This is a genomic window from Oryzihumus sp. (assembly GCF_054325275.1).
Genome location: NZ_JBTCWL010000063.1, coordinates 1 through 22142, shown reverse-complemented (window position 1 = coordinate 22142; position 22142 = coordinate 1). Strand labels below are relative to the sequence as shown.

The 22142-nt window shown below is 72.5% G+C and carries 20 protein-coding genes; 5 read left to right on the top strand and 15 right to left on the bottom strand.

Going from position 1 to position 22142, the window contains the following annotated elements:
• From ACXVGS_RS15090 to ACXVGS_RS15020, 15 genes are all read right to left on the bottom strand, one after another.
• Window positions 1–1581, bottom strand: a 1581-nt coding sequence (locus ACXVGS_RS15090; RefSeq protein ID WP_458537123.1) for an RNA polymerase sigma factor, incomplete at its 3' end; no start/stop codon positions are given.
• A gap of 351 nt (window positions 1582–1932) precedes the next feature.
• Window positions 1933–3000 carry a hypothetical protein gene (locus ACXVGS_RS15085; RefSeq protein WP_458530183.1) on the bottom strand — a complete coding sequence of 356 codons (1068 nt, stop codon included), beginning with the start codon at window positions 2998–3000 and terminating at the stop codon, window positions 1933–1935.
• A gap of 250 nt (window positions 3001–3250) precedes the next feature.
• The gene (locus ACXVGS_RS15080; RefSeq protein WP_458532059.1) at window positions 3251–3670 is read right to left on the bottom strand and encodes a cytidine deaminase; all 420 of its coding nucleotides are present in this window, start codon (window positions 3668–3670) and stop codon (window positions 3251–3253) included.
• Window positions 3670–4947, bottom strand: coding sequence for an ABC transporter permease (locus tag ACXVGS_RS15075; RefSeq protein WP_458533658.1), 1278 nt, complete (start codon window positions 4945–4947; stop codon window positions 3670–3672). Before ACXVGS_RS15075 ends, ACXVGS_RS15080 begins: the two co-directional genes overlap by 1 nt.
• Window positions 4944–6059 carry an ABC transporter permease gene (locus tag ACXVGS_RS15070; protein WP_458530186.1) on the bottom strand — a complete coding sequence of 372 codons (1116 nt, stop codon included), beginning with the start codon at window positions 6057–6059 and terminating at the stop codon, window positions 4944–4946. The genes ACXVGS_RS15075 and ACXVGS_RS15070 overlap by 4 nt, the downstream gene beginning before the upstream one ends.
• Complete coding sequence (locus ACXVGS_RS15065; protein ID WP_458530187.1) at window positions 6056–7642, bottom strand: ABC transporter ATP-binding protein; 1587 nt, start codon at window positions 7640–7642, stop codon at window positions 6056–6058. The genes ACXVGS_RS15070 and ACXVGS_RS15065 overlap by 4 nt, the downstream gene beginning before the upstream one ends.
• A 109-nt stretch (window positions 7643–7751) precedes the next feature.
• Window positions 7752–8786, bottom strand: a complete 1035-nt coding sequence (locus ACXVGS_RS15060) for a BMP family lipoprotein (RefSeq protein WP_458530201.1) — start codon at window positions 8784–8786, stop codon at window positions 7752–7754.
• 194 nt (window positions 8787–8980) lie between these two features.
• A complete protein-coding gene (locus tag ACXVGS_RS15055; RefSeq protein WP_458530188.1) occupies window positions 8981–10192 on the bottom strand; it encodes an amidohydrolase in 1212 nt (403 codons plus the stop codon).
• Between the two features lie 12 nt (window positions 10193–10204).
• Window positions 10205–10666, bottom strand: a complete 462-nt coding sequence (locus ACXVGS_RS15050) for an N-acetyltransferase family protein (RefSeq protein WP_458537122.1) — start codon at window positions 10664–10666, stop codon at window positions 10205–10207.
• Window positions 10666–12258: an acyl-CoA mutase large subunit family protein gene (locus ACXVGS_RS15045; RefSeq protein ID WP_458537121.1), complete on the bottom strand. Its 1593-nt coding sequence runs from the start codon at window positions 12256–12258 to the stop codon at window positions 10666–10668. The genes ACXVGS_RS15050 and ACXVGS_RS15045 overlap by 1 nt, the downstream gene beginning before the upstream one ends.
• A 62-nt stretch (window positions 12259–12320) precedes the next feature.
• Complete coding sequence (locus ACXVGS_RS15040; protein ID WP_458537120.1) at window positions 12321–13400, bottom strand: quinone-dependent dihydroorotate dehydrogenase; 1080 nt, start codon at window positions 13398–13400, stop codon at window positions 12321–12323.
• Window positions 13401–13454: 54 nt separating this feature from the next.
• The gene (locus ACXVGS_RS15035; RefSeq protein WP_458532063.1) at window positions 13455–14816 is read right to left on the bottom strand and encodes a PIG-L family deacetylase; all 1362 of its coding nucleotides are present in this window, start codon (window positions 14814–14816) and stop codon (window positions 13455–13457) included.
• A complete protein-coding gene (locus ACXVGS_RS15030) occupies window positions 14813–15871 on the bottom strand; it encodes an acyl-CoA dehydrogenase (RefSeq protein ID WP_458537119.1) in 1059 nt (352 codons plus the stop codon). Before ACXVGS_RS15030 ends, ACXVGS_RS15035 begins: the two co-directional genes overlap by 4 nt.
• Window positions 15868–16617, bottom strand: coding sequence for a glycosyltransferase (locus ACXVGS_RS15025; RefSeq protein WP_458530194.1), 750 nt, complete (start codon window positions 16615–16617; stop codon window positions 15868–15870). The genes ACXVGS_RS15030 and ACXVGS_RS15025 overlap by 4 nt, the downstream gene beginning before the upstream one ends.
• Window positions 16618–16749: 132 nt before the next feature.
• Window positions 16750–17853, bottom strand: a complete 1104-nt coding sequence (locus ACXVGS_RS15020; protein WP_458533662.1) for a mannose-1-phosphate guanylyltransferase — start codon at window positions 17851–17853, stop codon at window positions 16750–16752.
• Between the two features lie 40 nt (window positions 17854–17893).
• On the opposite strand from ACXVGS_RS15020, the gene ACXVGS_RS15015 reads away from it, so the two are divergent.
• The 5 genes from ACXVGS_RS15015 to ACXVGS_RS14995 form a co-directional block, all read left to right on the top strand.
• Window positions 17894–18688 (top strand): methyltransferase domain-containing protein, encoded by a 795-nt coding sequence (locus ACXVGS_RS15015; protein WP_458537118.1) that lies wholly within the window; start codon window positions 17894–17896, stop codon window positions 18686–18688.
• Window positions 18689–18790: 102 nt separating this feature from the next.
• The gene (locus ACXVGS_RS15010; RefSeq protein ID WP_458532068.1) at window positions 18791–19966 is read left to right on the top strand and encodes a glycosyltransferase family 4 protein; all 1176 of its coding nucleotides are present in this window, start codon (window positions 18791–18793) and stop codon (window positions 19964–19966) included.
• Window positions 19967–20116: 150 nt separating this feature from the next.
• Entirely contained in the window at window positions 20117–20491 is a 375-nt protein-coding gene (sdhC, locus tag ACXVGS_RS15005; RefSeq protein ID WP_141787286.1) for a succinate dehydrogenase, cytochrome b556 subunit, read from the top strand.
• Between the two features lie 50 nt (window positions 20492–20541).
• Window positions 20542–20982, top strand: a complete 441-nt coding sequence (locus ACXVGS_RS15000) for a succinate dehydrogenase hydrophobic membrane anchor subunit (protein WP_141789765.1) — start codon at window positions 20542–20544, stop codon at window positions 20980–20982.
• Window positions 20983–20991: 9 nt separating this feature from the next.
• The coding region (locus ACXVGS_RS14995) for an FAD-binding protein (protein ID WP_458537117.1) at window positions 20992–22142 on the top strand (1151 nt) is incomplete at its 3' end.

The window sequence follows — 22142 nt, the reverse complement described above, 5'->3', positions numbered from 1 at the left end:
ACCGCTGATCGACACCCGCAGCGTGCCGTCCGGCTGCACCTCCGCCGACGCAGCAGCTCCCTCGGTCGCCGAGGTCAGCGCGTATCCCGCCTGGTCACCCGTCGTGCCCTGCGGCGCCGCGATGGACAGCGCGAACGAGCGCAGCGTCGTGCCGTCCGGCTCGAGGACGAACTGCTGTTTGATGTCCCACGACACCGCCGGGGCGTCCGGGGTCGCAGTGGCCACCATTGCGATCAGGGACGCCCGGTGCAGGGTCCCGCCGCCGGTCATCGGCGCGGACCATGCGGTACCCGCAGTAGCGGTCATCACCCGACCGCCTGTAACGACCCGCAGCGGCGGGGTGCCGGCGGGGGTGGGCAGTGGCCCACCGACCACCGGCTCGTCAGGGGCCTCCACGACCGGCCCGACCGGCAGCGGCGCCGCCGGGCGCCTGGCCGGTGCTGCGGGCTTGGCCGGGGCGGGGCGACGCACCTCGCGGACGGGCAGGGTGGGGTGCGCCGCCGGCTGGTGGGCCCGCGCGGTGACGACCCCTGGGGGCACGTGCGTGGTGACCGGGTGCTGGGGCAGGTGGCCCGGCTTCGAGGTCGCTGCTGGCGCGGCCGGCGGCACCGGAGCCGAGTCGGGGCAGGTCAGACCCGAGCAGGGGGCCTCGCCGCCGTTGAGCTGCGGCACCTCGCTGGCGACGACCCCGCCCTGGCGGCTGGCCGAGCGGAAGCCGAAGAAGCCCAGCAGGGCGAGCATCGGCACGAGCAGCAGCACGATGCCGACCCGACCGGTCGCCACGGCCGCGCGCGCGGAGCGAGCGGCCGCGATACGGGCCTCCTCGACGAGCGTCAACTCGGTGTCCGGGCTGACCGAGGTGCCCACGAGCAGCTTGCGCAGCGAGCGGCGGGCCCGGACCAGGACGTGCTTGACCGACCCGGCCGGCTGGCCGAGCTCGGCCTCGATGGTCGGGATCGACTTGCCCTCGACCTCGTAGGCCACCAGCGCCTGGCGCTGCAGCGGGGTGAGCCGCGCCAGCGCCTCGCGCACGACCGAGGCGTCCTCGGCGGCGACCAGCAGGTCGGCCTGCTCGGGTTCGTTGTCGGCCAGCCGGTCCTCGTCCTCCGGCGAGAGCTCGACCAGCTGCGGGCGGCGCTGGGTCTGGCGCCACCGGTCGATGCACAGGTTGGTGGCGGTGCGCCGCGCGTAGGCCAGCGCCTGCATCTCGCCGTCGATCTCGGGCAACGCGAGGAACATCCGCAGGAACGCCTCCTGCACCACCTCGTCGACGTCGCGCTCGTCACGCAGGTACTTGCGGCAGGTGCCGGCGACGCTGCTGCGGTGGTTGACGTAGAGGCTGCGGAAGCGGTCGGCCAGGTCACCGGTCGCGGTGTGCGGGCCGAGCTCGAGCACCTCGTCCTCGGTGACGACCGGCGGGAGGGCCTGCAGCGCACCGGGGAACAGCTCGATCGGCGCCTCGACCGGGGCGTCGTCGGCGGGCGCGGGGGCCGGCAGCGGGGGCGGAGGCAGCAGGGCGACGGTGCCCTCGGTCTCGACGGCGGGCTCCGGGGGGAGGACGCCGAACGTGTTGGCGCTCAACGCCGTCCGCCCGTGGTGACGGGCGCGGCGGAGCGCGGGTGACGGCACGACTGCATGGGAAGCCCCCTGGCTGCGACACAGCGCACGGAGCGCGGCACAGCGCAGCCCGGTGCGGAAGGAGTGGAACGTGAGTCGCAGCCACGCCCCGACGCGATCCGGGAACGGGCACTCAAAGTGGTGGTGCGGTGGCCACGACGCTCAGCGGAGCGATCGGGCTCAGATGGTGCTCAAACGGCCACAGTCCCTGTCAGTCCCCCGGGAGCGGGCCAAGCGGTCAAAAGGTAATGCTCTGGTCAAGAGCGGGGCAAGCGGCTCGCAGGAACATGCAGTCCCGGCGTGTCGCCCGCCCGGTCAGTCGGGTGCGTGCGCCAAGCGGCACAGCACATGGTCGAGGGAGTGGCCGCTGGCCCCGCTGGGGTGGATGCGCAGCACGGTGGCCTGCAGCCGGGTCCAGCCCTGCGGGCCGAACGCGCGGAAGCGCACGACCGTGCTGGTCGGGGTTCCGTCGCCGGCGAGGACCTCCTGCAGCAGCGCCTCGAAGGACGCCAGGTCCTCGGGGTGCACCGCGTCGGCCACCCGCGCCTCGAGGGGCATGTCGATGCCGAGCCGGGACCACGGGTGGTTGGGCGTGTAGAACCGCCCGTGCCCGAGGTCGACGACGCACAGCGTGTCGGAGGTCAGCCGCAGGACACCGGAGAGGAACTCCTGCTCGGCGAAGCCCGGGTCGTCCTCGATATCGAAGTCGTCCACCCGCATGGTGATCCCGCGCATCTCCTGCGGGACGCCCTGCTCGTTGCGGACGGCGTGGCTGAACATCGCCAGCTTCTGCGGCCGGCCGGTGTCCTGGCGCGGCACCCGGAAGACCACCGAGGTCAGCTCGGCCGGGTCGGCGGTGACCATGCGCTCCAGCGTGGCGCGCATCCGGGTCCAGCCGCCCTGCTCGACCACGCGGAAGCCGTCGGGCGCCGGCAGCGGCCCCTCGCCCTCGGGGCAGGGGAAGCCGTAGACGCCGAACAGCTCCGGCGCCCAGTAGGGCTGAAGCATCGCGATGTCGTATCTCCACGCGCCCACGGCGGGCGCCGGGTCCGGGCTCTCCCCCACGGCGACGTAGTGCCCGCGCGCGGCCTCCACGGCACCCGAGGGACCCAGCACCGGCTCGGCGTGGACCGTCCACGCGCGACCCCGGTGGACGACCTCGCGGGTCACCGGCTTGCCGAACGCCAGCGCCTCGACGAGCAGGGGCAGCAGGTGCTGGCGCGCCACCTGGTCGAGGTTGGCCCGGGGCGACTGCCCACGGAACAGGCCGCGACCGACACTGGCCAGCCGCGGCATGGCGCCGCCGGCCGGGTCAGCGCAGACCACGACCCACAGACCCGCCTGCGGGCAGGCAGGGTCGATCGAACGCTCTTGTGGCGTCAACGAGGGCTCCCCCATGAACAACTACAGAACCGACGTGGTGACAGCCAGGGAACTCCCCACCCTGGGCGCGCTCAGCAGCGACGCGAGCAGATCGTGGCATGTCGCTCACGACCCCGTCCGGGGTTTGGTCAATTTCCTCCCGTGTGCTAGTTGCGTGTTCCTGCAACGCAATTCGCACAGACAACGGGGCGGCCCCAGGTATGGGGCCGCCCCGTCGGGGTGGTGATGTGCCGGTTTGTCCGGCTCCGGTTCAGTGGCGCAGGGACTCCGCCCCGAACGCCTGGGGCAGCACCTCGCGCATGCTCTGGACGCCGGCCGGGGTCATCAGCAGGCACTCCGGCCCGCCGTTCTCCCACAGCAGCTGCCGGCAGCGGCCACAGGGCATCAACGCCTCGCCCTCGCCGTTGACGCACGCCACGGCCACGAGGCGGCCGCCACCAGTGAGGTGCAGCTGGGAGACCATGCCGCACTCGGCGCAGAGGCCCACGCCGTAGGCGGCGTTCTCGACGTTGCAGCCCACGACGACCCGGCCGTCGTCGACGAGGCCGGCCACGCCGACGGGGAAGCGCGAGTACGGCGCGTAGGCAAGGCGCATCGCCTCGGTGGCCTGCTGCTGCAGCGCCGCCCAGTCGACGCCGTCGCCGGCAGCCGTAGCGGAGGGCTCGGCCACTAGTGGCCCTCGCCCTTGCGGTACGGCTGGCCGTCCGCGGCCGGCATACGCAGTCGCTGCGAGGCGAAGGCGAGCACCAGCAGCGTGGCGACGTAGGGGGTCATGCCGGTGATCTCGTCGGGCACGGTGCTGGACAGGACGAACCACAGGCCGACCACCGCGGCGGTGCCGAGGGCGATGATGCCCTGGACCACGGCGTGCTTGCGCCAGATCTGCCAGACACCGACCGCGGCGATGAGCACCGCGAGCAGCAGCAGCATGGCGTGGACGGTCGTGCCGCCACCGCGCAGCTGCACCGCGTCGGTGTAGCCGAACAGCGCGGCGCCGCTGACCAGGCCGCCGGGGCGCCAGTTGCCGAAGATCATCGCGGCGAGACCAATGTAACCGCGTCCGCCGGTCTGCCCGTCGCGGTAGATGTTGGCCGCGACGAGGGCGAGGTAGCCGCCACCGAGGCCGGCCAGGCCACCGGAGACCAGCACCGCCAGGAACTTGTAGCGGTAGACGTTGACACCCAGGGTCTCGGCGGCCACCGGGCTCTCACCGCAGGAGCGCAGCCGCAGGCCGAACGCCGTCTTCCACAGGATCCACCAGGTCGCCACGACCAGCAGGACCGCGATGATCGTCACCACCGAGAGGTCGGTGATGACCGAGCGCACCACGCCGGCCAGGTCGGAGACGAAGAAGATGTGCTTCTGCTCCAGCGTGCCCAGCCCGGAGGACGCCCCCGGGACGGTGACGGAAGGCAGGTCCGCGACCGGCGGGGACTGGGTCGGGCCACCACCGGCGGCACCGGTGAAGACGCGCGCGGCGAGGTACTTGGCCACGCCGAGGCCGATGATGTTGACCGCCACACCGGAGACGATGTGGTCGACGCCGAACACCACAGTGGCCAGGGCGTGGATCGCGCCACCGACCATGCCCATCAGCACCGCGCCGAACAGGCCGGCCCACGGGCCCCAGTGCCAGCCGAAGAAGCCGGCGCCCCAGGTGCCGAGGATCATCATGCCCTCGAGGCCGATGTTGACCACGCCGGCGCGCTCGCTCCACAGGCCACCCAGACCGGCCATGCCGATCGGGACGGCCAGGCCGATCGCGGCGGCCAGCGCACCGGAGGACGCCAGGTCGTTGGCGCCGGTGACCACCCGCAGGATGGAGATGACGGCGACGGCGGCCAGGAAGATGCCGACCACGGTCGGCGCGCTCACCCGCCGGCGGGTGCCCTTGGGAGGCGTCTCCGGCAGGACCTCGGACGAGACGTGCAGTCCGGCCGCGCTCATGCCGGGGCTCCTTCGGGGGTCGGGGCGGTCGTACTGGCCGACAGCTCACGGGCGACCCTGCGCTGCTCCATGCGCAGGCCGGTGCGGCGCACCACCTCGTAGGCGATGACGACGGCGAGGACGATGACGCCCTGGATGATGTAGACGATCTGCGAGCTGACGCCGGCGGTGATCTGCAGGCCGTTGCTCTGCTGCTCGAGGTAGGACCACAGCAGCGCGCCGAACGCGACACCGATCGGGTTGTTGCGGCCCAGCAGCGCGATGGCGATGCCGGCGAAGCCCAGCCCCGGCTGGAACGTCGTGCCGTAGGAGAAGTCCTGGCCGAACAGCAGCGGCATGCCGACCAGGCCGGCGATGGCGCCCGAGATGAGCATCGCCGTCAGGACCATGCGCTTGACGTTGACGCCGCTGGCGACCGCGGCCGACTCGGAGCGGCCGGTGGCGCGCAGGTCGTAGCCGAAGCGGGTCTTGTTGAGCACCAGCCAGTAGAGGAAGCCGATGAGGATCGAGACCAGGATCAGCGTGTAGATCTTGTTGGGCGTGCCCGGGATGAGCCCGAAGCCGCCGAGCTGCGAGTCCGCCGGGATCGTCTTGGTGTTGGTGACATTGCTGCCGGAGGTCGACTTGGCGACCTTGCTCAGCAGGTAGGACACCATCGCCGTGGCGATCGCGTTGAGCATGATCGTCGAGATGACCTCGGAGACACCGCGGGTCACCTTGAGCCAGCCGGCGATGCCGGCCCAGAACGCGCCGGCGACCATGGCGATCACCAGCGAGACGAGGACGTTGAGCGGACCCGGGAGCCAGCCCTGGCCGGCGAAGACCGCCGCGGCGAATGCCGCCACGCGGTACTGCCCGTCGACGCCGATGTTGAACAGGTTCATCCGGAAGCCCACCGCCACGGCGATGGCCGACAGGTAGTAGACGGCGGCGCTGTTGATGATCGCGACCACCAGGCGCGGCTTCGGCGGCGTGAGCAGCTGGGTCCACACGGCACCCACGGGGTCCTTGGCCGCCAGCAGCACGATCGACGTCACGACGAACGCCACCAGGATCGCCAGCACCGGGGCGGCCACGGCCAGCCCCAGCTTGCGCAGGTCGAGGGCCTTCATCGGGGCTCACCTTCCGTCGCGGTCTCGGTATGCCGTGCCCCTGCGCCGGTCATCGCGGCGCCGAGGTCCTCGGCTGTGACGCTGTCGGGGTCGAACTCGCCCGACAGCTGGCCACGCAGGATGACCCGGATGGTGTCGGACAGGCCGATCAGCTCGTCGAGGTCGGCCGAGATCAGCAGCACGGCCAGGCCCTCGCGGCGGGCTTCCCGGATGTGGTCCCAGATCGCCGCCTGCGCGCCCACGTCGACGCCGCGCGTGGGGTGGGCGGCGATGAGCACCCGCGGGTGGTGGCTCATCTCGCGCCCGATGATCAGCTTCTGCTGGTTGCCACCGGACAGCGAGGCGGCGGTGACGAAGATCGAGGGAGTGCGCACGTCGTACTCGCGCACGATGCGCTCGGTGTCGGCCTTGGCGCCCTTGGCATCGACCCACGGGCCCTTGACGTTGGGGTCCTCTGTCTGGTGGCCGAGCATGCGGTTCTCCCACAGCGGGGCGTCCAGCAGCAGGGCGTGCCGCTGCCGGTCCTCGGGGATGTAGCCGACACCGGCCTCGCGGATCTCGCGGACGTCCCAGTCGGTGATGTCCTTGCCCTCGAGCTCGATGGTGCCGGCGCTCGGCTCGCGCATGCCCATGATCGCCTCGACGAGCTCGGCCTGACCATTGCCCTCGACGCCGGCGATGCCGAGCACCTCTCCGGCGTGGATGGTGAGGGAGATGTCGTCGAGCACCGGGCGCTCCCCCGCACCGGGCATCGACAGGCCCCGGATCGTGAGGATCGGGCGGTCGGTGACCGTCGACTCCTCGGTGCTGGGCGTCGGCAGCTCGGAGCCGACCATCAGCTCGGCCAGCTCCCGGGCCGTGACCGCCTTGGGGTCGACCGTGGCGACGGTGGTGCCGCGCCGGATGACGGTGATGTCGTCGGCGACGGAGAGCACCTCGTCGAGCTTGTGCGAGATGAAGATGACGGTCAGGCCCTCGGACTTGAGCTCGCGCAGGTTGTCGAACAGCTCGTCGACCTCCTGGGGCACCAGGACCGCGGTCGGCTCGTCGAGGATCAGCGTCTTGGCGCCGCGGTAGAGCACCTTGAGGATCTCGACGCGCTGGCGCTTGCCGACACCGAGGTCGGCGACCAGGTCGTCGGCGTGCACGTCGAGGCCGTAGTCGCGGGAGATCTGCTCGATCCGCGCCCGGGCCTTCTCGCCGATGCCGTGCATCTTCTCGGCACCGAGGACAACGTTCTCCAGCACGGTCAGGTTGTCGGCCAGCATGAAGTGCTGGAACACCATGCCGATGCCGGCGTCGATGGCGTCGGACGGGCTGTGCAGGTGCACCTCCCGGCCGTCCACGGTGATGGTGCCCTCGTCCGGGCGCTGCACGCCGTAGAGGATCTTCATCAGGGTGGACTTGCCCGCGCCGTTCTCACCGACGATGGCGTGGACCGTGCCGCGACGGACGGTGATCTCGATGTCCTTGTTCGCGACGACGCCCGGGAAGCGCTTGGTGATGCCCCGGAGCTCAACGGCCGGGGCTTGCGAGCTCCCGGTGCCGACCTGCGCGATGGCGGAGTCGGTGATGGTGCACACTCCTCGATCTGGCTCGCCTCATTGCGAGCGTCCTGCTGGCCTAGGCAACGCAAAGGCCCGGGTGGAAACGCTACCGCGCCCACCCGGGCCCCGCGTCAACCCCTCAGGGTCACGGCTTGGTCGGAACCTGGATCTTGCCGTCAATGATCTGCTGCTTGTAGGCGTCCAGCTTGGCCTTGATGTCATCGACCAGGCCACCGGTGGTGGCGTAGTCGACGCCGCCGGCCTTGAGGTCGAAGACCTTGTTGCCGGACTGGAACTTGTTGTCCTTCACGTCGGTGATGAAGGAGTAGACGGCGACGTCGACCTTCTTGATCATCGAGGTGAGGATGACGCTCTTGACGTCAGCCGGAGCGGTGAGGGCCTGGTCGGAGTCGACACCGATGGCCAGCTTGCCCGCGGCCTTGGCTGCGGAGAAGACACCGCCGCCGGAGCCACCGGCCGCGTGGTAGACCACGTCGGCGCCGTTCTGGTACATGCCCTCGGCCGCGGTCTTGCCCTTGGCCGGGTCACCGAAGCCGGAGAAGTCCGGCGGCTGCGAGAGGTACTTGACCTGGACCTTGATGTTCGGGTTGACCGCCTTGGCGCCGGCGACGTAACCCGCCTCGAACTTCTTGATCAGGTCGACGTTGACGCCACCGACGAAGCCGATGTTGCCCGTCTTGGACTTCAGCGCGGCGGCCGCGCCGACGAGGTAGGAGCCCTGCTGCTCGGCGAAGGTGAGGTTCTCGATGTTGGCGCCGGTGGCGTCCGTCGAGTCCACGATCGCGAACTTGGTGTCCGGGTTGGCCTTGGCGACCTTGGCCACCGCCGGGGCGTAGGCGAAGCCGACGGCGACGATGTTGTTGTAGCCGGCGTCGATGAGCTGCTGCAGGCGCTCCTCGCGCGCGGACTCGGGCTCACCCTGGGTGGCCTCGGCCTCCTTGGCGTCCACGCCGAGGTCCTTCTTGGCCTTGTCGAGGCCGGCGGCGGCGGCGTCGTTGAACGACTGGTCGCCACGGCCACCCACGTCGTAGGCCATGCCGATCTTGACCTTCGCGGCCCCACCGCTCGACGAGGCACCGCTCGAGGAGGTGTTGCTGCTGTTGCCGCAGGCGGCCAGAGCCACCGCTGCGACCGACATGGCGGCCGCGACCTTGATCACCCGACGCAAGGGGTACTCCTTCTGGATATCTGTGGTTGCTCCGGGGAGGCACGGCAGCGGGCGGTTGGCCCGTCCCGTCCGCCGTTCCGCGGAGCCGGTCACGCCCCGAGGCGCGAGTCGCGGCGACTCTATCCCCAGCCCGACGGTGGTGTCTGCCAACTCCCCGAGCCGGTGTCCCAACTGTTACGTCACCGCTATCTGGCGATTCGGGCCCTGACCAGCGGGGACGCCAGCGCCGCCCCGGCGAGCAGCGCCGCGCCCACCGCGATGGCGCCCTCGTCCACGACCAGGTCGCCCTGGTGCAGGTCGTAGGTGGGACCGCCGGGGGTGCGGGTGCCGAGCCGGGCCATCGCGCCGGGCACGGTCTGCAGGTACCACGCGAAGTCCTCGCCGCCGAGCGACTGCCGGGTGCCGGTGACCGAGTCGGGGCCGATGAGCGCCAGCGCCGCCGACTCCAGCGCGGCGACCGAGGGCCCGTCGTTGACCAGCGGCGGCACGCCGCGCACGTGCTCGAGGTGGGCGGATACGCCATACGGGGAGACCACGGCGTGGACCGTCTCCTCGATGAGCGGGCCGACCTCCTCCCAGACGGCCGCGTCGAGCATGCGCAGGGTGCCGCTGACCATGCCGGTGGAGGGGATGACGTTCTGGGCGACCCCGGCGTGGACCGCGCCCCACACCAGGGCGACGCCGGCGCGGGGGTCGACCCGTCGGGACAGCACCGCGGGCACGTCGGTGAGCACCTTGCCGAGGGCGTAGGTGAGGTCCTGGGTCAGGTGCGGGCGGGAGGTGTGCCCGCCCCGGCCGGACAGGGTCACCGTGACCGAGTCGGCCGCCGCGGTGATCGGGCCCTCCAGCAGGCCGACCTGGCCCAGGTCGATGGTCGGGTCGCAGTGCAGGCCGAGGATGCGGTCGACCGCCTCGAGCCCGCCCTGGGCGACGACGTCGTGGGCCCCGCCGGGCATGACCTCCTCAGCCGGCTGGAACAGCAGGCGCACGGCCAGGCCGCGGGCCTCGAGCTGGCGCTCCAGCCCCTTGAGGGTAAGGCCGGCGCCGACGACGGCGGCGATGTGCACGTCGTGGCCGCAGGCGTGGCAGACCCCCTCGGTGCGCGAGGCCCAGGGCAGCCCGGTCACCTCGGTCAGCGGCAGCGCGTCGAGGTCGGCGCGCAGCGCCACCCGGTATGCCGCGTCGACCGGGCCGACGTCGGCCACCAGGCCGGTGCCGGCCAGGGGCCGCACCCGCAGCCCGGCCCGGGACATCGCGTCGGCGACGACCGAGGTCGTGCGGGTCTCCTTGCCGGAGAGCTCGGGGTGGGCGTGCAGGTCCCGGCGCAGCGCGACGAGGTCACCGCCGAGACGCTTCACAGCGGCGGTGACCTGGTCGTGGACGGGTGACTGGCTCACGGGCTCGCCAGCCTAGCGGGGCGGCTGCAGCGCGAGCTTGAACCCCGTGTGGCTGGCCTCGAAGCCGAGCCGCTCGTAGAACCGGTGCGCGTCGGTGCGCGAGGCGTTGGAGGTCAGCTGCACCATGCCGCAGCCGAGCTCGCGGGACTGGTCGACCGCCCACTCGAGCAGCCGGGTGCCCAGGCCGCTGCCCCGCTGGCTCGCGGCGACGCGCACCGCCTCGACCTGCCCCCGGGTCATGCCGCGGTGCGACAGCCCGGGGACGACGGTCAGCTGCAGGGTCCCGACGACCTCGCCGCCCGCGTCGGCCACCATGAGCCACTGGTGGGGGTCGGCCGCGATCGCCTCGAATGCCTGCGCGTAGGCCGGGTCGCCGGGCCGCTCACGCCGGGCACCGAGGACGTCGTCGGCCAGCAGCGCGACGATCCCGGGCACGTCGGCCGCGGTCGCCCGCCGGATCGTGGCCTCCCCCATCAGAAGGTCTCGCGCGGGACGTACAGGCCCCACACGTCACGCAGCGCGTGGCTGACCTCGCCGCCCGTGGCGCGCAGTTTGAGCGCCTCACGCATCGGGAACAGCACGTTGTCCGACCCCCGGGCCGCGGTGCGCAGGGCGTCGAGCGCGCGCTCCACGGCGTCGTTGTCGCGCTCCTTGCGCAGCGTCGCGAGCCGCTCGCACTGGTCGACCTCGAACGGGGGGTCGACCCGCAGCGGCTCGTACGGCTCCTCCTCGTCCAGGGTGTACTTGTTGACCCCGACGACGGTGCGCTCCTTGTTGTCGATCTCCAGCGCCACCCGGTAGGCCGAGCGCTCGATCTCCGACTTCTGGAAGCCCTGCTCGATCGCGGCCACGGCGCCGCCCTTGTCCTCGACCGCCTGGATCAGCTCCAGCGCAGCACCCTCGAGGTCGTCGGTCATCGACTCCACGACGTAGCTGCCGGCGAACGGGTCGACCGTCTTGGTCACGTCGGTCTCGAACGCGATGACCTGCTGCGTGCGCAGGGCGAGCCGCGCCGCCTTCTGGGTGGGCAGGGCGATGGCCTCGTCATACGAGTTGGTGTGCAGGCTCTGCGTGCCGCCGAGCACGGCGCCCAGGCCCTGCAGGGCGACGCGGACGAGGTTGACCTCGGGCTGCTGCGCGGTCAGCTGCACGCCCGCGGTCTGGGTGTGGAAGCGCAGCATCATCGACTTGGGGTTCTTGGCGCCGAACTCCTCCTTCATGATCCGCGCCCAGATGCGGCGGGCCGCGCGGAACTTGGCGACCTCCTCCAGCAGCGTGGTGCGGGCGACGAAGAAGAAGGACAGGCGCGGGGCGAAGTCGTCGACGTCCAGGCCGGCGGCGATCGCGGTGCGGACGTACTCCTTGGCGTTGGCCAGGGTGAAGGCGATCTCCTGCGCGGGCGTCGCCCCCGCCTCGGCCATGTGGTAGCCGGAGATGGAGATCGTGTTCCAGCGCGGGATCTCCTGGTGGCAGTAGGCGAAGATGTCGCTGATCAGGCGCAGCGACTCCTTCGGCGGGTAGATGTAGGTCCCGCGCGCGATGTACTCCTTGAGCACGTCGTTCTGGATCGTGCCGGTCAGCTGGTTGCCGGCGATCCCCTGCTCGGCCGCGACCAGCTGGTACATCAGCAGCAGCGTCGAGGCGGGCGCGTTGATCGTCATCGACGTGCTGACCTTGTCCAGCGGCAGGTCGTGGAACAGCGTGCGCATGTCGTCGATCGAGTCGATCGCCACGCCGACCTTGCCGACCTCGCCGTGGGCGATGGCCTCGTCGGAGTCGTAGCCCATCTGGGTCGGCAGGTCGAAGGCCACCGACAGGCCGCCGGTGCCGGCGCTGACCAGCTGGTGGTAGCGCTCGTTGGACTCCTTGGCGGTGCCGAAGCCGGCGTACTGGCGCATCGTCCACGGCTTGCCGGTGTACATCGTCGGGTAGACGCCGCGCGTGAACGGGTACTGCCCCGGCGCGCCGAGCTTGCTCTCCGGGTCGAAGCCCTCGAGGTCGGCCTGGTCGTAGACCGGGGCGATCGGGAGGTCGGACTCGCTGCGCGCGGACGGGGTCTCTGCCATGGGCGTGAGCCTAGTGTTCACCGGCGCGCGACCGAACCGCCGGTGGCCGATCTCACGCAGCCTCAGCCGCGTCGGGCGTCCATCTCGTTGAGCTCGGCGACCAGCGCCGGGCCGGCGTAGATGTAGCCGGAGTAGACCTGCAGCAGGCTCGCCCCGGCCTCGAGCATCGCGGCGCCGTCGGCGGCCGTCATGATGCCGCCGACCCCGATCACCGGCAGGTCGGTGTGCCGGGTGATGTAGCCGACGACCTCGCGGGCACGGGCTGTGAGCGGGGCCCCGGACAGCCCGCCGGCCTCGCGGGCCAGGTGGATGTCGCGCAGCGCCACCCCGTCGCGGCTGAGCGTGGTGTTGGTGGCGATGACCGCCCGGACACCGGTGTCGGTGCACACCTGCAGGGCCTCGTCGATGGCGCTGTCGGTCAGGTCGGGGGCGACCTTGACGAAGACCGGGGTCGGCTCCTGCCCGCGGGCGGCGGCGAGGGCGGCCGACTCGGTGACGATTGCACCGAGCAGCTCGCGCAGCGGCCCGGCGTCCTGCAGCGAGCGCAGCCCCGGGGTGTTGGGGCTGGAGACGTTGACCGCGACGTAGTCGGCCAGCCCGTCCAGCACCCGCAGCGACGTCAGGTAGTCCTCCGTCGCCTCCTCCAGCGGGGTCACCTTGGTCTTGCCCAGCGACACCCCGATCGGTATGCCGGCCGGCCCGGCCGCGCGCAGCCGCGCCGCGAGCGCCGCCGCGCCCTCGTTGTTGAAGCCCATCCGGTTGACGATGGCCCGGGAGGCCTTGAGCCGGAACAGGCGCGGGCGGTCGTTGCCGGGCTGGGCATGGGCGGTGACGGTGCCGAGCTCGGCGTGGCCGAAGCCCATCGACCCCCACGCCTTGACCCCCACGCCGTTCTTGTCGACGCCGGCGGCCAGGCCGACGACACCGGGGAAGGTCATGCCGGCGACGGTGCGCGGGCGGCACTCTCCCCCGGTCAGCAACCGGAGGGCGCGCAGCGCCGCGGGGTGCTCACCCAGCCGCGCGACCGTGTCGAGGGTGGCGTGGTGGGCGGTCTCGGCATCGCCACCGCCGAGGCGGAACAGCCCCGGCCGCAGCAGGTGCCGGTAGCCGAGGTCCATCACTGCCGCGCGCGCCGAGTCCATGGCCGCGACCCTAGCGAGCCGCGCCTCCCCCACCGAACACCGCTTGGCGTCGCGTCAGCTGGGGAGCAGGCCGCCGGCGCGGGCGACACTCCTGGCCGGCGGGCGCACCAGCACGTCGAGGAGGAAGTCCTCCTCGACGTGCCTCACCAGCGGGGCAAGGTCCTCGCGCGCCAGGGCGAGCCGGTGCACCTCGTCGCCACGCAGGGGGTAGTCGGCCACGGGGTGCCTCCAGTGGCACAGCAGCAGGACGCCGTCCGGGGTCAGCGACGACAGGCACCGGTCGAGCAGCCGCTCGACGCCGGCAGTGTCGAGGTAGTAGCCCACCTCGGAGAGGACGATGAGGTCGAAGGCGCCCTCCGGCCACTCCGCCGGGGTCTGCAGGCACCGCACCTCGACGCCGGGCATCCCGGCGGTGCGCTGCCGAGCCTCGTCCACGGCGGACTGGGCCAGGTCCACGGCCAGCAGGCTGTCGCAGCGGGAGGCCAGCTCGGTGGTCAGGACCCCGACCGAGCAGCCGACCTCCATGGCGCGGTGGAAGGTTCGCCGCGGCATACACGCCAGGGTGACCGCTCGCTTGCGCTCCTCGTACCAGCGGTCGGTGAAGCCCCACGGGTCCGGACCGTTGTCACGGTAGAAGTCGTCGAAGAAAGCCGGACCGAGGCTGGGCGCAGGTGGGGCCGAGGCGATGAACAGCTCGTACGGCCGGTCGAAGTGAGCGACGAAGCCCGGCGCGAGCAGCACCTCGTCACCCGGCTGGTCCGACAGTGCCTCGGTCTGCGAACGGTGGGCGGCCAGCGCGGCGCGCTTGCGCTCCCGCAGCCCGGCGTCCAGTGGCTGCCTCAACATGTGCCCCCACGGCACCCGCGGGTCAGCGGGGGTCGCCCAGTGCCACGCCCACACGGGGTACTCCAGCAAGGTGGCCCCGACCTGTCGCGCCGCAGCCGACGCCCCGGCGGCAGCGGCAGTGTGGTCGGGGTGGCCGTCCTCGAACCACGGGGCGAGGACCCAGCAGCCGGCCGGGGCCAGCGCGACCACCGCGTCCCGCACCGCGGCGACGTGGTCGGCCAGCTGCCCGTCGGGCAGCTGGAGCAGATGCGTGCGCGCCTGCGGCGCCACCGCCCGGACCGCCTCCACCACCTCCTCTGCGCGCCACCGCGCGAGCCGCTCCGGCGTCACCGTGGGCGAACCGGGGTGGGAGGCCTCCCCCAGCGTCGCGACGACCACGTCCACGGGCAGGTCCCGGCGCGCTGCCTCGGCGATGAGCCCGCCGGCGCCGAGGGACTCGTCGTCCGGGTGCGCGGCGACGACGACCACGTGGCCGACACCGCCCCAGTCGAGCAGCGGCATGAGCTCGAGTCGGCCCCAGGCGCGCCACGCCCCCTCGTGCGTGCCCGGCTCGTCGTGGGAGAACGTCACCACGGCGCCCGCGCCTGGCCGTGCAGCATCTCCCCCAGCCTGGCCACGTCGCGCTCGGCATGGTGCTGGCGCAGGTAGACGGTGAGGTCGGCGACCCGGGTCGCGTGGTCCGGGTCAAGGGTCAGCGGAGCAGGCCCCAGGGCGTGGCCGACCGCCGTGATGGTGGTCTCCGCCGCGGCGGCGACGATGGAGCGGGTGCGCAGCGCCAGCACCTCACCGACCTCACCCTCGGCGCGTCCGGCATCGACCTCGACGGCCGCGACGGCGAGCGCCTGCCGGGCCGCCACCAGCGCGAGGTCGACCTGGCCGAGGTGCCAGTAGGCCATCTGGTCCGGCGAACGGGCGTCCAGGCTGCGGGCGAGTGCGCGGGCCAGGCCAACGGCTCCGCCGTACCAGCAGGCAGCCACCCCGATGCCGCCGTGCGCGAAGCCGGGACGCCTGAGGTACCAGTCGGTCTCGCCGACCGGCTGGGCCGGCACCTCGACGAGGTGCACCGGTCCGCTGGGCACGTCGACGAGGCCTCGCGCGTGCCACGCCCCGGACACGACCGTGACGCCCGGGTGCCGCAGCGGCACGGCGAACAGGCGGCGCCCGCCGCTGACGTGGGCGGTCACGAGCGCGTGCGTGAGGCTCGCGGCAAGGGAGCACCACGGCTTGGTGCCGGTGACCACCCAGCCCGTGTCGGGCTGGTCCACGGCGTCCAGGCGGACCCGCGGACCCTCCGCGGCGAACACGCCCCAGGTTGTGCCCGGCCCGGCCATGGACGACAGCCCGGCCTCGGCGAGGATCGCCAGGGCGTCCAGGTGGGCCTCGAGGACACGGGCCGCGGTCAGGTCCACCGCCGCCACGGACGCGAGGAGCTCCCACCGCTGCCGGGTCCGACCACTCGCGGGCAGGGGGACGCGATGGCCCAGGTCGGCGGCCAGGAGCAGGTGGTCGCCGACATCGGCGCCCCGGGCCCGCCCGGCGGCCTCGCAGGCCAGGGAATCCACGGGCTCGGCGCTGAGCTGCACCTGCCCAGCCTCGGCGTCCGGCGTCCGGGTCGACCCGCTCATCCCTGCTCCTCCGTCGGTAACGCCTCGGCCCCACTGGTCGAAGTCCCTGCCTCCAGGCGCCGCAGGTCGTGGCTCACCCCGCTCGGGGCGCGTCCGAGCAGCCGGTCGCTGGTGAGCACCGGCGCGCCGATCGTCGCGAGGCTCACCGTCCCCGGCAGGGTGGCGACCCGTCGGGCCAGCACCCGGTCCTCGTGCGCGGGCCGGTGGGGGAACCCGCCGGCCGCCAGGTAGGTGGAGGCCCGGATCCCCAGGTTGGCCCCGTGGACGTGTCCGTGGCCGCCGTCGGTGTGCAGCCGGCCCGCATAGGCGTCGTGCCAGGCGTCGAGGGTCGCCGGCGCGGCGGCCCCTCCGTGGGGCGTGACTGTCCCGAGGACCAGGTCCGCACCACGGTCGGCGAGGTCGACCTGATGGGCCAGCCAGTGCTCGGGGACGACCGAGTCGGCGTCGGTGTGAGCCAGCCAGGTCGCCCTGAGGTCATGCGCGTGGACGAGGCTGAGCGCCTGGCGGACCCCGAGGTCCCTGGTCTGGCCGACGGACCGGCAGGCGACCGCCAGCGAGTGGACGCCGGGACGCCGGGCGACCACCTCGGCACTCCGGTCGCTGCAGGCGTCCAGCACGACCCAGACGTCGACCGGCACGGTCACCTGGCCGCAGGCGCGGTCGAGCCCAGCCAGGCAGGCGTCAAGCACGTGCTCCTCGTCGCGGGCAGGGACGACGACGAGGACGCGCTGCACGCGTGGTCGCATCACACCTCCCGGGCTGGGGCCGGCACCGGCCCAGGAGTAGTACCTACCCAGACCGGCTCAGTAGTAACCCGCCATCAGCTCGCTCGTCCACTGCGACTGGTCGGCGGCGGGCATCGCGGGGGCTCCTCGGGATCAGGTCAGGTCGGTGCGACCGGACTCCTTGAGCCGGTCGACCAGGGCCTTGACATCCTGCGCCCGGGCGCGGGTGGTCACGAGCAGGGCGTCCGGCGTGTCCACCACGACGACGTCGTCGAGGCCGAGGACGGCGACCGTGCGCCCGGTCCCGGAGACCACCAGGCCCGAGGCGTCGTGCAGCAGCACGTCCTCCACAGCCGTCCCCAGGACCTTGAGGTCGTTGCCGGCGCTGGGCAGCAGCCCGGCGAGGGAGGCGAAGTCGCCCACGTCGTCCCAGCCGAAGTCGCCGGGGATCACCGCGACCTTGCCGTCGCGGGCCGCGGGCTCGGCCAGCGCGTGGTCGATGGCGATCTTCGTCAGCGTCGGCCAGACGTCGGCCAGCCGGCTCGGGTCGGCGGCGATGGCCCGAAGACCCTCGGCCAGGCCCGGCTGGTAGTCGGCCAGCAGGTCCAGCAGCACGGAGGCCCGAACGACGAACATGCCCGCGTTCCAGCGGTACTCACCGGTCGCCAGGTAGGCCGTGGCCGTCGCCTCGTCCGGCTTCTCCACGAACGAGCGCACCGACAGCGCCCGCGGCGCCCCCTCGACGGCCAGCGGTTCCCCGGCCTGGATGTAGCCGAAGCCAGTCGCCGGGTGGGTCGGCTCGATGCCGATGGTGACGACCTTGCCGGCCCGGGCCACGGCGACCGCCTCGGCGACGCAGGCGCTGAACCGGTCCTCGCCGGTGATGACGTGGTCGGCGGCGAAGGAGGCGACCACCGCGTCGGGGTCGCGCCGTTCGAGCAGCGCCGCGGCCAGGCCGATCGCGGCGGCGGAGTCCCGCGGCGAGGGCTCGGCCAGCAGCGAGTCGTAAGGCAGGTCGGGCAGCTGGGCGGCCACGGCGTCGCGGTGCGCGACGCCGGTGACCACGACGATGTTGGTGCCGCACAACGGTGCCAGCCGGTCCCACGTGGCCTGGAGCAGCGAGCGCCCCGAGCCGGTCAGGTCGTGCAGGAACTTCGGCGAGGAGGCCCGCGACAGCGGCCACAGGCGGGTCCCGGCACCCCCGGCGGGGATCACGGCATACAAGCCCTCGATGGTCGGACCCGCCTCGGAAGTCATGGCGCAGAACCTAGCCGACCGCTGTGGCATGCTCCCCGCCATGTCCTCGGGCGCCGACACGGACCCGGCCGTCTTCGACCAGCACCTGGCCTCCTGGCGGGAGTGGCAGGCCAGCCCGTGGGGCCGGCTGCGGTATGCCGTGGTCCGGCACGTGCTCGACACGCACCTCGCGTCGATGCGGCCGGGGCTGTGGGTGCTCGACCTCGGCGGCGGGGACGGCACCGAGTCGCTGCGGCTGGCGGCGCTCGGCCACGAGGTCACCCTGGTCGACCCGAGCGAGGGGATGCTCGGTGTGGCCCGGGCTCAGGCCGACGCAGCAGGAGTCGCCGACCGGGTCGTCACGGTCCACGCCGGCGTGGACGACCTGGCCCACCTCGGTCTCGGCACCTTCGACGTCGTGCTGTTCCACTTCGTCATCCACTACCTGGCCGACCCCGCCGCAGCCGTCGCGGCAGCAGCCGGGCACGTCGCCCGGGGCGGCTTCCTCTCGCTGATGGCCCCGAACCCCCACGCCGACGTCCTCGTCCGGGTGCGCGACCTGGACCTGGCCGGCGCCCGTGACCTGCTGGCCGGGGGCACCCGCGAGTCGGTGACGTTCGCCCACACCATGACGCACGTCGGGGTGGAGCAGGCGCGGGCCCTGCTGGGCGCGACGGAGCTGCAGGAGGTCGGCCACTACGGCCATCGGGGGCTCATGAACATGGTCGCCAGCAACGAGCCCAAGCACGACCCGGAGGTCTACGCCGAGCTGGAACGGCTGGAGATCGAGCTGTGCGGCACCTCGCCGTACCGCGACATCGGCTCCTCCTGGCAGCTGGTCGCGCGCCGGCCCTGACCGCGGCCACCCGCCGCGGGAGCGCTCGGCGGTCACCACCTCGTCACCGAACCCTCCCGGTGACGTCACCCGCAGATCACCGGGGCTCGCGACCGTGGTGGCGTGCGGATCGCGATCGTGACCGAGTCGTTCCTGCCGACCCTCAACGGGGTGACCACCAGCGTCTGCCGGGTGCTGGAGTGCCTGCGCGACGCCGGCCACGAGGCCGTCGTCATCGCGCCGCACCCGGCCCCGCCGAGCTTCGCCGGCTTCCCCGTGCACACCGTGGCCAGCGTGCCGGTGCGGCAGTTCCCGGTCGGGCTGCCCACCGGGGAGGTCGAGGAGGTGCTGGCCGCGTTCGGGCCGGACGTGGTGCACGTGGCCAGCCCGTTCGTCGTCGGCGCCCGCGGCCTCGCCGCCGCGACCCGGCTGGGCCTGCCGGCGGTCGCCATCTACCAGACCGACATGGCCTCCTACCTGCGCCAGCACGGCCGCGGCCCGGCCGGGCGGGCCGCCTCCCGGGCCGCGTGGCGCTGGATCCGGCGGATCCACGGGCAGGCCGGGCTCACCCTGGCGCCCTCGTCCTCCGCCCTTCAGGACCTGCGCGACCACGGGGTGCCGCGCACCGCGCTGTGGGGGCGCGGCGTCGACGCCGGCCTGTTCCACCCCGGCTGGCGACAGGACGCCCGCACCCGTGCCCTGCGAAGGACCCTCGCCCCGGGCGGCGAGCTGCTGCTCGGCTACGTCGGGCGCCTCGCCCCGGAGAAGGAGCTGGACCGGCTCGCCGCGCTGGCCACCGTCCCCGGCACCCGCCTCGTCCTCGTCGGCGACGGCCCCTCGCGCGAGCACCTCGGGGCGCTGCTGGCCGAGGCGGTCGCCGCCAGCCCCGGCCGGCCCACCCTGCCGCCGGTCTTCCTCGGCCGACGCGAGGGCGAGGAGCTGGCCCGCGCCTACGCCGCCTTCGACGTGTTCGTCCACACCGGCACCCGGGAGACCTTCGGCCAGACCCTGCAGGAGGCCTCCGCCAGCGGGCTCCCCGTCGTGGCCCCGGCCCGCGGCGGCCCGCTGGACCTGGTCGCCCACGGCCGGACCGGTCTGCTGTTCGACCCCGACGACCCCGCCGCCCTGGAGCGCCAGGTCCGGACGCTCACCGACCCCGCGCACGGGGCGGCGCGGCGCGCGGCCCTGGGCCACGCGGCATACCGGCAGGTGTCCTCCCGCTCCTGGCCGGCCCTGGTGGCCCAGCTGCTCGAGCACTACGCCGCGGTCGCCGCCGGGGAGGGCGCGCGGGCCGCCTGAGGTGTCTGGTTCCTCACAACGGCGGCACCCGGGAACTCCGGGGGCGTGGGCGCTCACTAGCATTGGGGCGATCCGGACGGAGCCGTCCCCTGCCCACGCGCGCACGACGACGGCGGTCGTCCCAGCTTCCTCGCGTGAAAGGGACGCATCGTGCCCCAGGCAGCATCCGGGACGTTGTATCGCGGCCGTGAAGGCATGTGGTCGTGGGTCGCGCACCGCATCAGCGGCGTGCTGATCTTCTTCTTCCTCTTCGCCCACGTGCTCGACACCGCGCTGGTCCGGGTCTCCCCCGAGGCCTACAACTCGGTCATCGGCACCTACAAGAACCCGATCGTCGGGCTCGGTGAGCTCGGCCTCGTGGCCGCGGTGCTCTTCCACGCCTTCAACGGGATCCGCGTGATCCTGGTCGACTTCTGGTCCCGGGGCCCGAAGGTGCAGCGCCAGATGTTCTGGGCCGTCATCGCCATCTGGGTCGTCCTCTTCGTGCCGTTCGCGATCCGGCACCTGTCCCACGTCTTCGGCTGAAAGGGCTGGGCATCGTGAGCACTGCAACCCCGACCGACCGCGGTCCCAAGCTGACCGAGCTGACCAAGCGCTCGCCGTACAAGCGCCGCCTGCGCGGCCGCGGCAACTTCGAGCTGTGGTCCTGGATCTTCATGCGCGGCTCCGGCGTGCTGCTGCTGGTCCTCGTCCTCGGCCACCTGTTCGTCAACCTGGTCATGGGCCAGGGCATCAAGGCGATCGACTTCGCCTTCGTCGGCGGCAAGTGGTCCAGCCCGTTCTGGCAGGTCTGGGACCTGCTCATGCTGTGGCTGGCCGAGATCCACGGCGTCAACGGCGTGCGGACCGTCATCAACGACTACACCGAGAAGGACTCGACCCGCCTCGTCCTGAAGAGCCTGCTCATCTTCAGCGCCGTGGTCGTCCTCGTGCTCGGCACGCTCGTCATCTTCACCTTCGACCCGTGCCCGACCGGTGCGGCGGCCGGTGACCTGCCCAGCTTCTGCGCCAAGTAAGGACAACTGATGCAGACCCACAAGTACGACGTCGTCATCGTCGGGGCCGGTGGCGCCGGCATGCGCGCCGCGCTCGAGTCCTCCTCGCGCGTGCGCACGGCGGTGCTGACCAAGCTCTACCCGACCCGCTCCCACACCGGCGCGGCCCAGGGCGGCATGTGCGCCGCCCTCGCCAACGTCGAGGAGGACAACTGGGAGTGGCACACCTTCGACACGGTCAAGGGCGGCGACTACCTCGTCGACCAGGACGCCGCGGAGATCATGTGCAAGGAGGCCATCGACGCGGTCATCGACCTCGAGAAGATGGGCCTGCCGTTCAACCGCACCCCCGAGGGCCGGATCGACCAGCGCCGCTTCGGTGGCCACACCCGCAACCACGGTGAGGCCGCGGTCCGCCGCTCCTGCTACGCCGCGGACCGCACGGGTCACATGATCCTGCAGACGCTCTACCAGAACTGCGTCAAGCAGGGCGTGGAGTTCTACAACGAGTTCTATGTCCTCGACCTGATCATGACCGAGGTCGACGGCGAGCAGCGCACCGCCGGCGTCGTGGCCTACGAGCTGGCCTCGGGCGAGATCCACGTCTTCCAGGCCAAGGCCGTCATCTTCGCCACCGGCGGCACCGGCAAGGTCTTCAAGACCACCTCCAACGCCCACACCCTCACCGGGGACGGCATGGGCGTGGCCTTCCGCCGGGGCCTGCCGCTGGAGGACATGGAGTTCTTCCAGTTCCACCCGACGGGCCTGGCCGGCTTGGGCATCCTGCTGTCCGAGGCCGCGCGCGGCGAGGGCGGCATCCTGCGCAACAGCGAGGGTGAGCGCTTCATGGAGCGCTACGCCCCCACCATCAAGGACCTCGCGCCGCGTGACATGGTCGCCCGCGCGATGGCCAACGAGGTGCGCGAGGGCCGCGGCTGCGGGCCGAACAAGGACTACGTCCTGCTCGACCTGACCCACCTCGAGCCGGCCGTCATCGACGCCAAGCTGCCCGACATCACCGAGTTCGCACGGACCTACCTCGGCGTCGAGCCCTACACCGAGCCGGTGCCGGTCTACCCGACCGCGCACTACGCGATGGGTGGCGTGCCGACCAACGTCGAGGCCGAGGTGCTGCGCAACAACACCGACGTCGTCCCCGGCCTGTACGCCGCGGGTGAGGT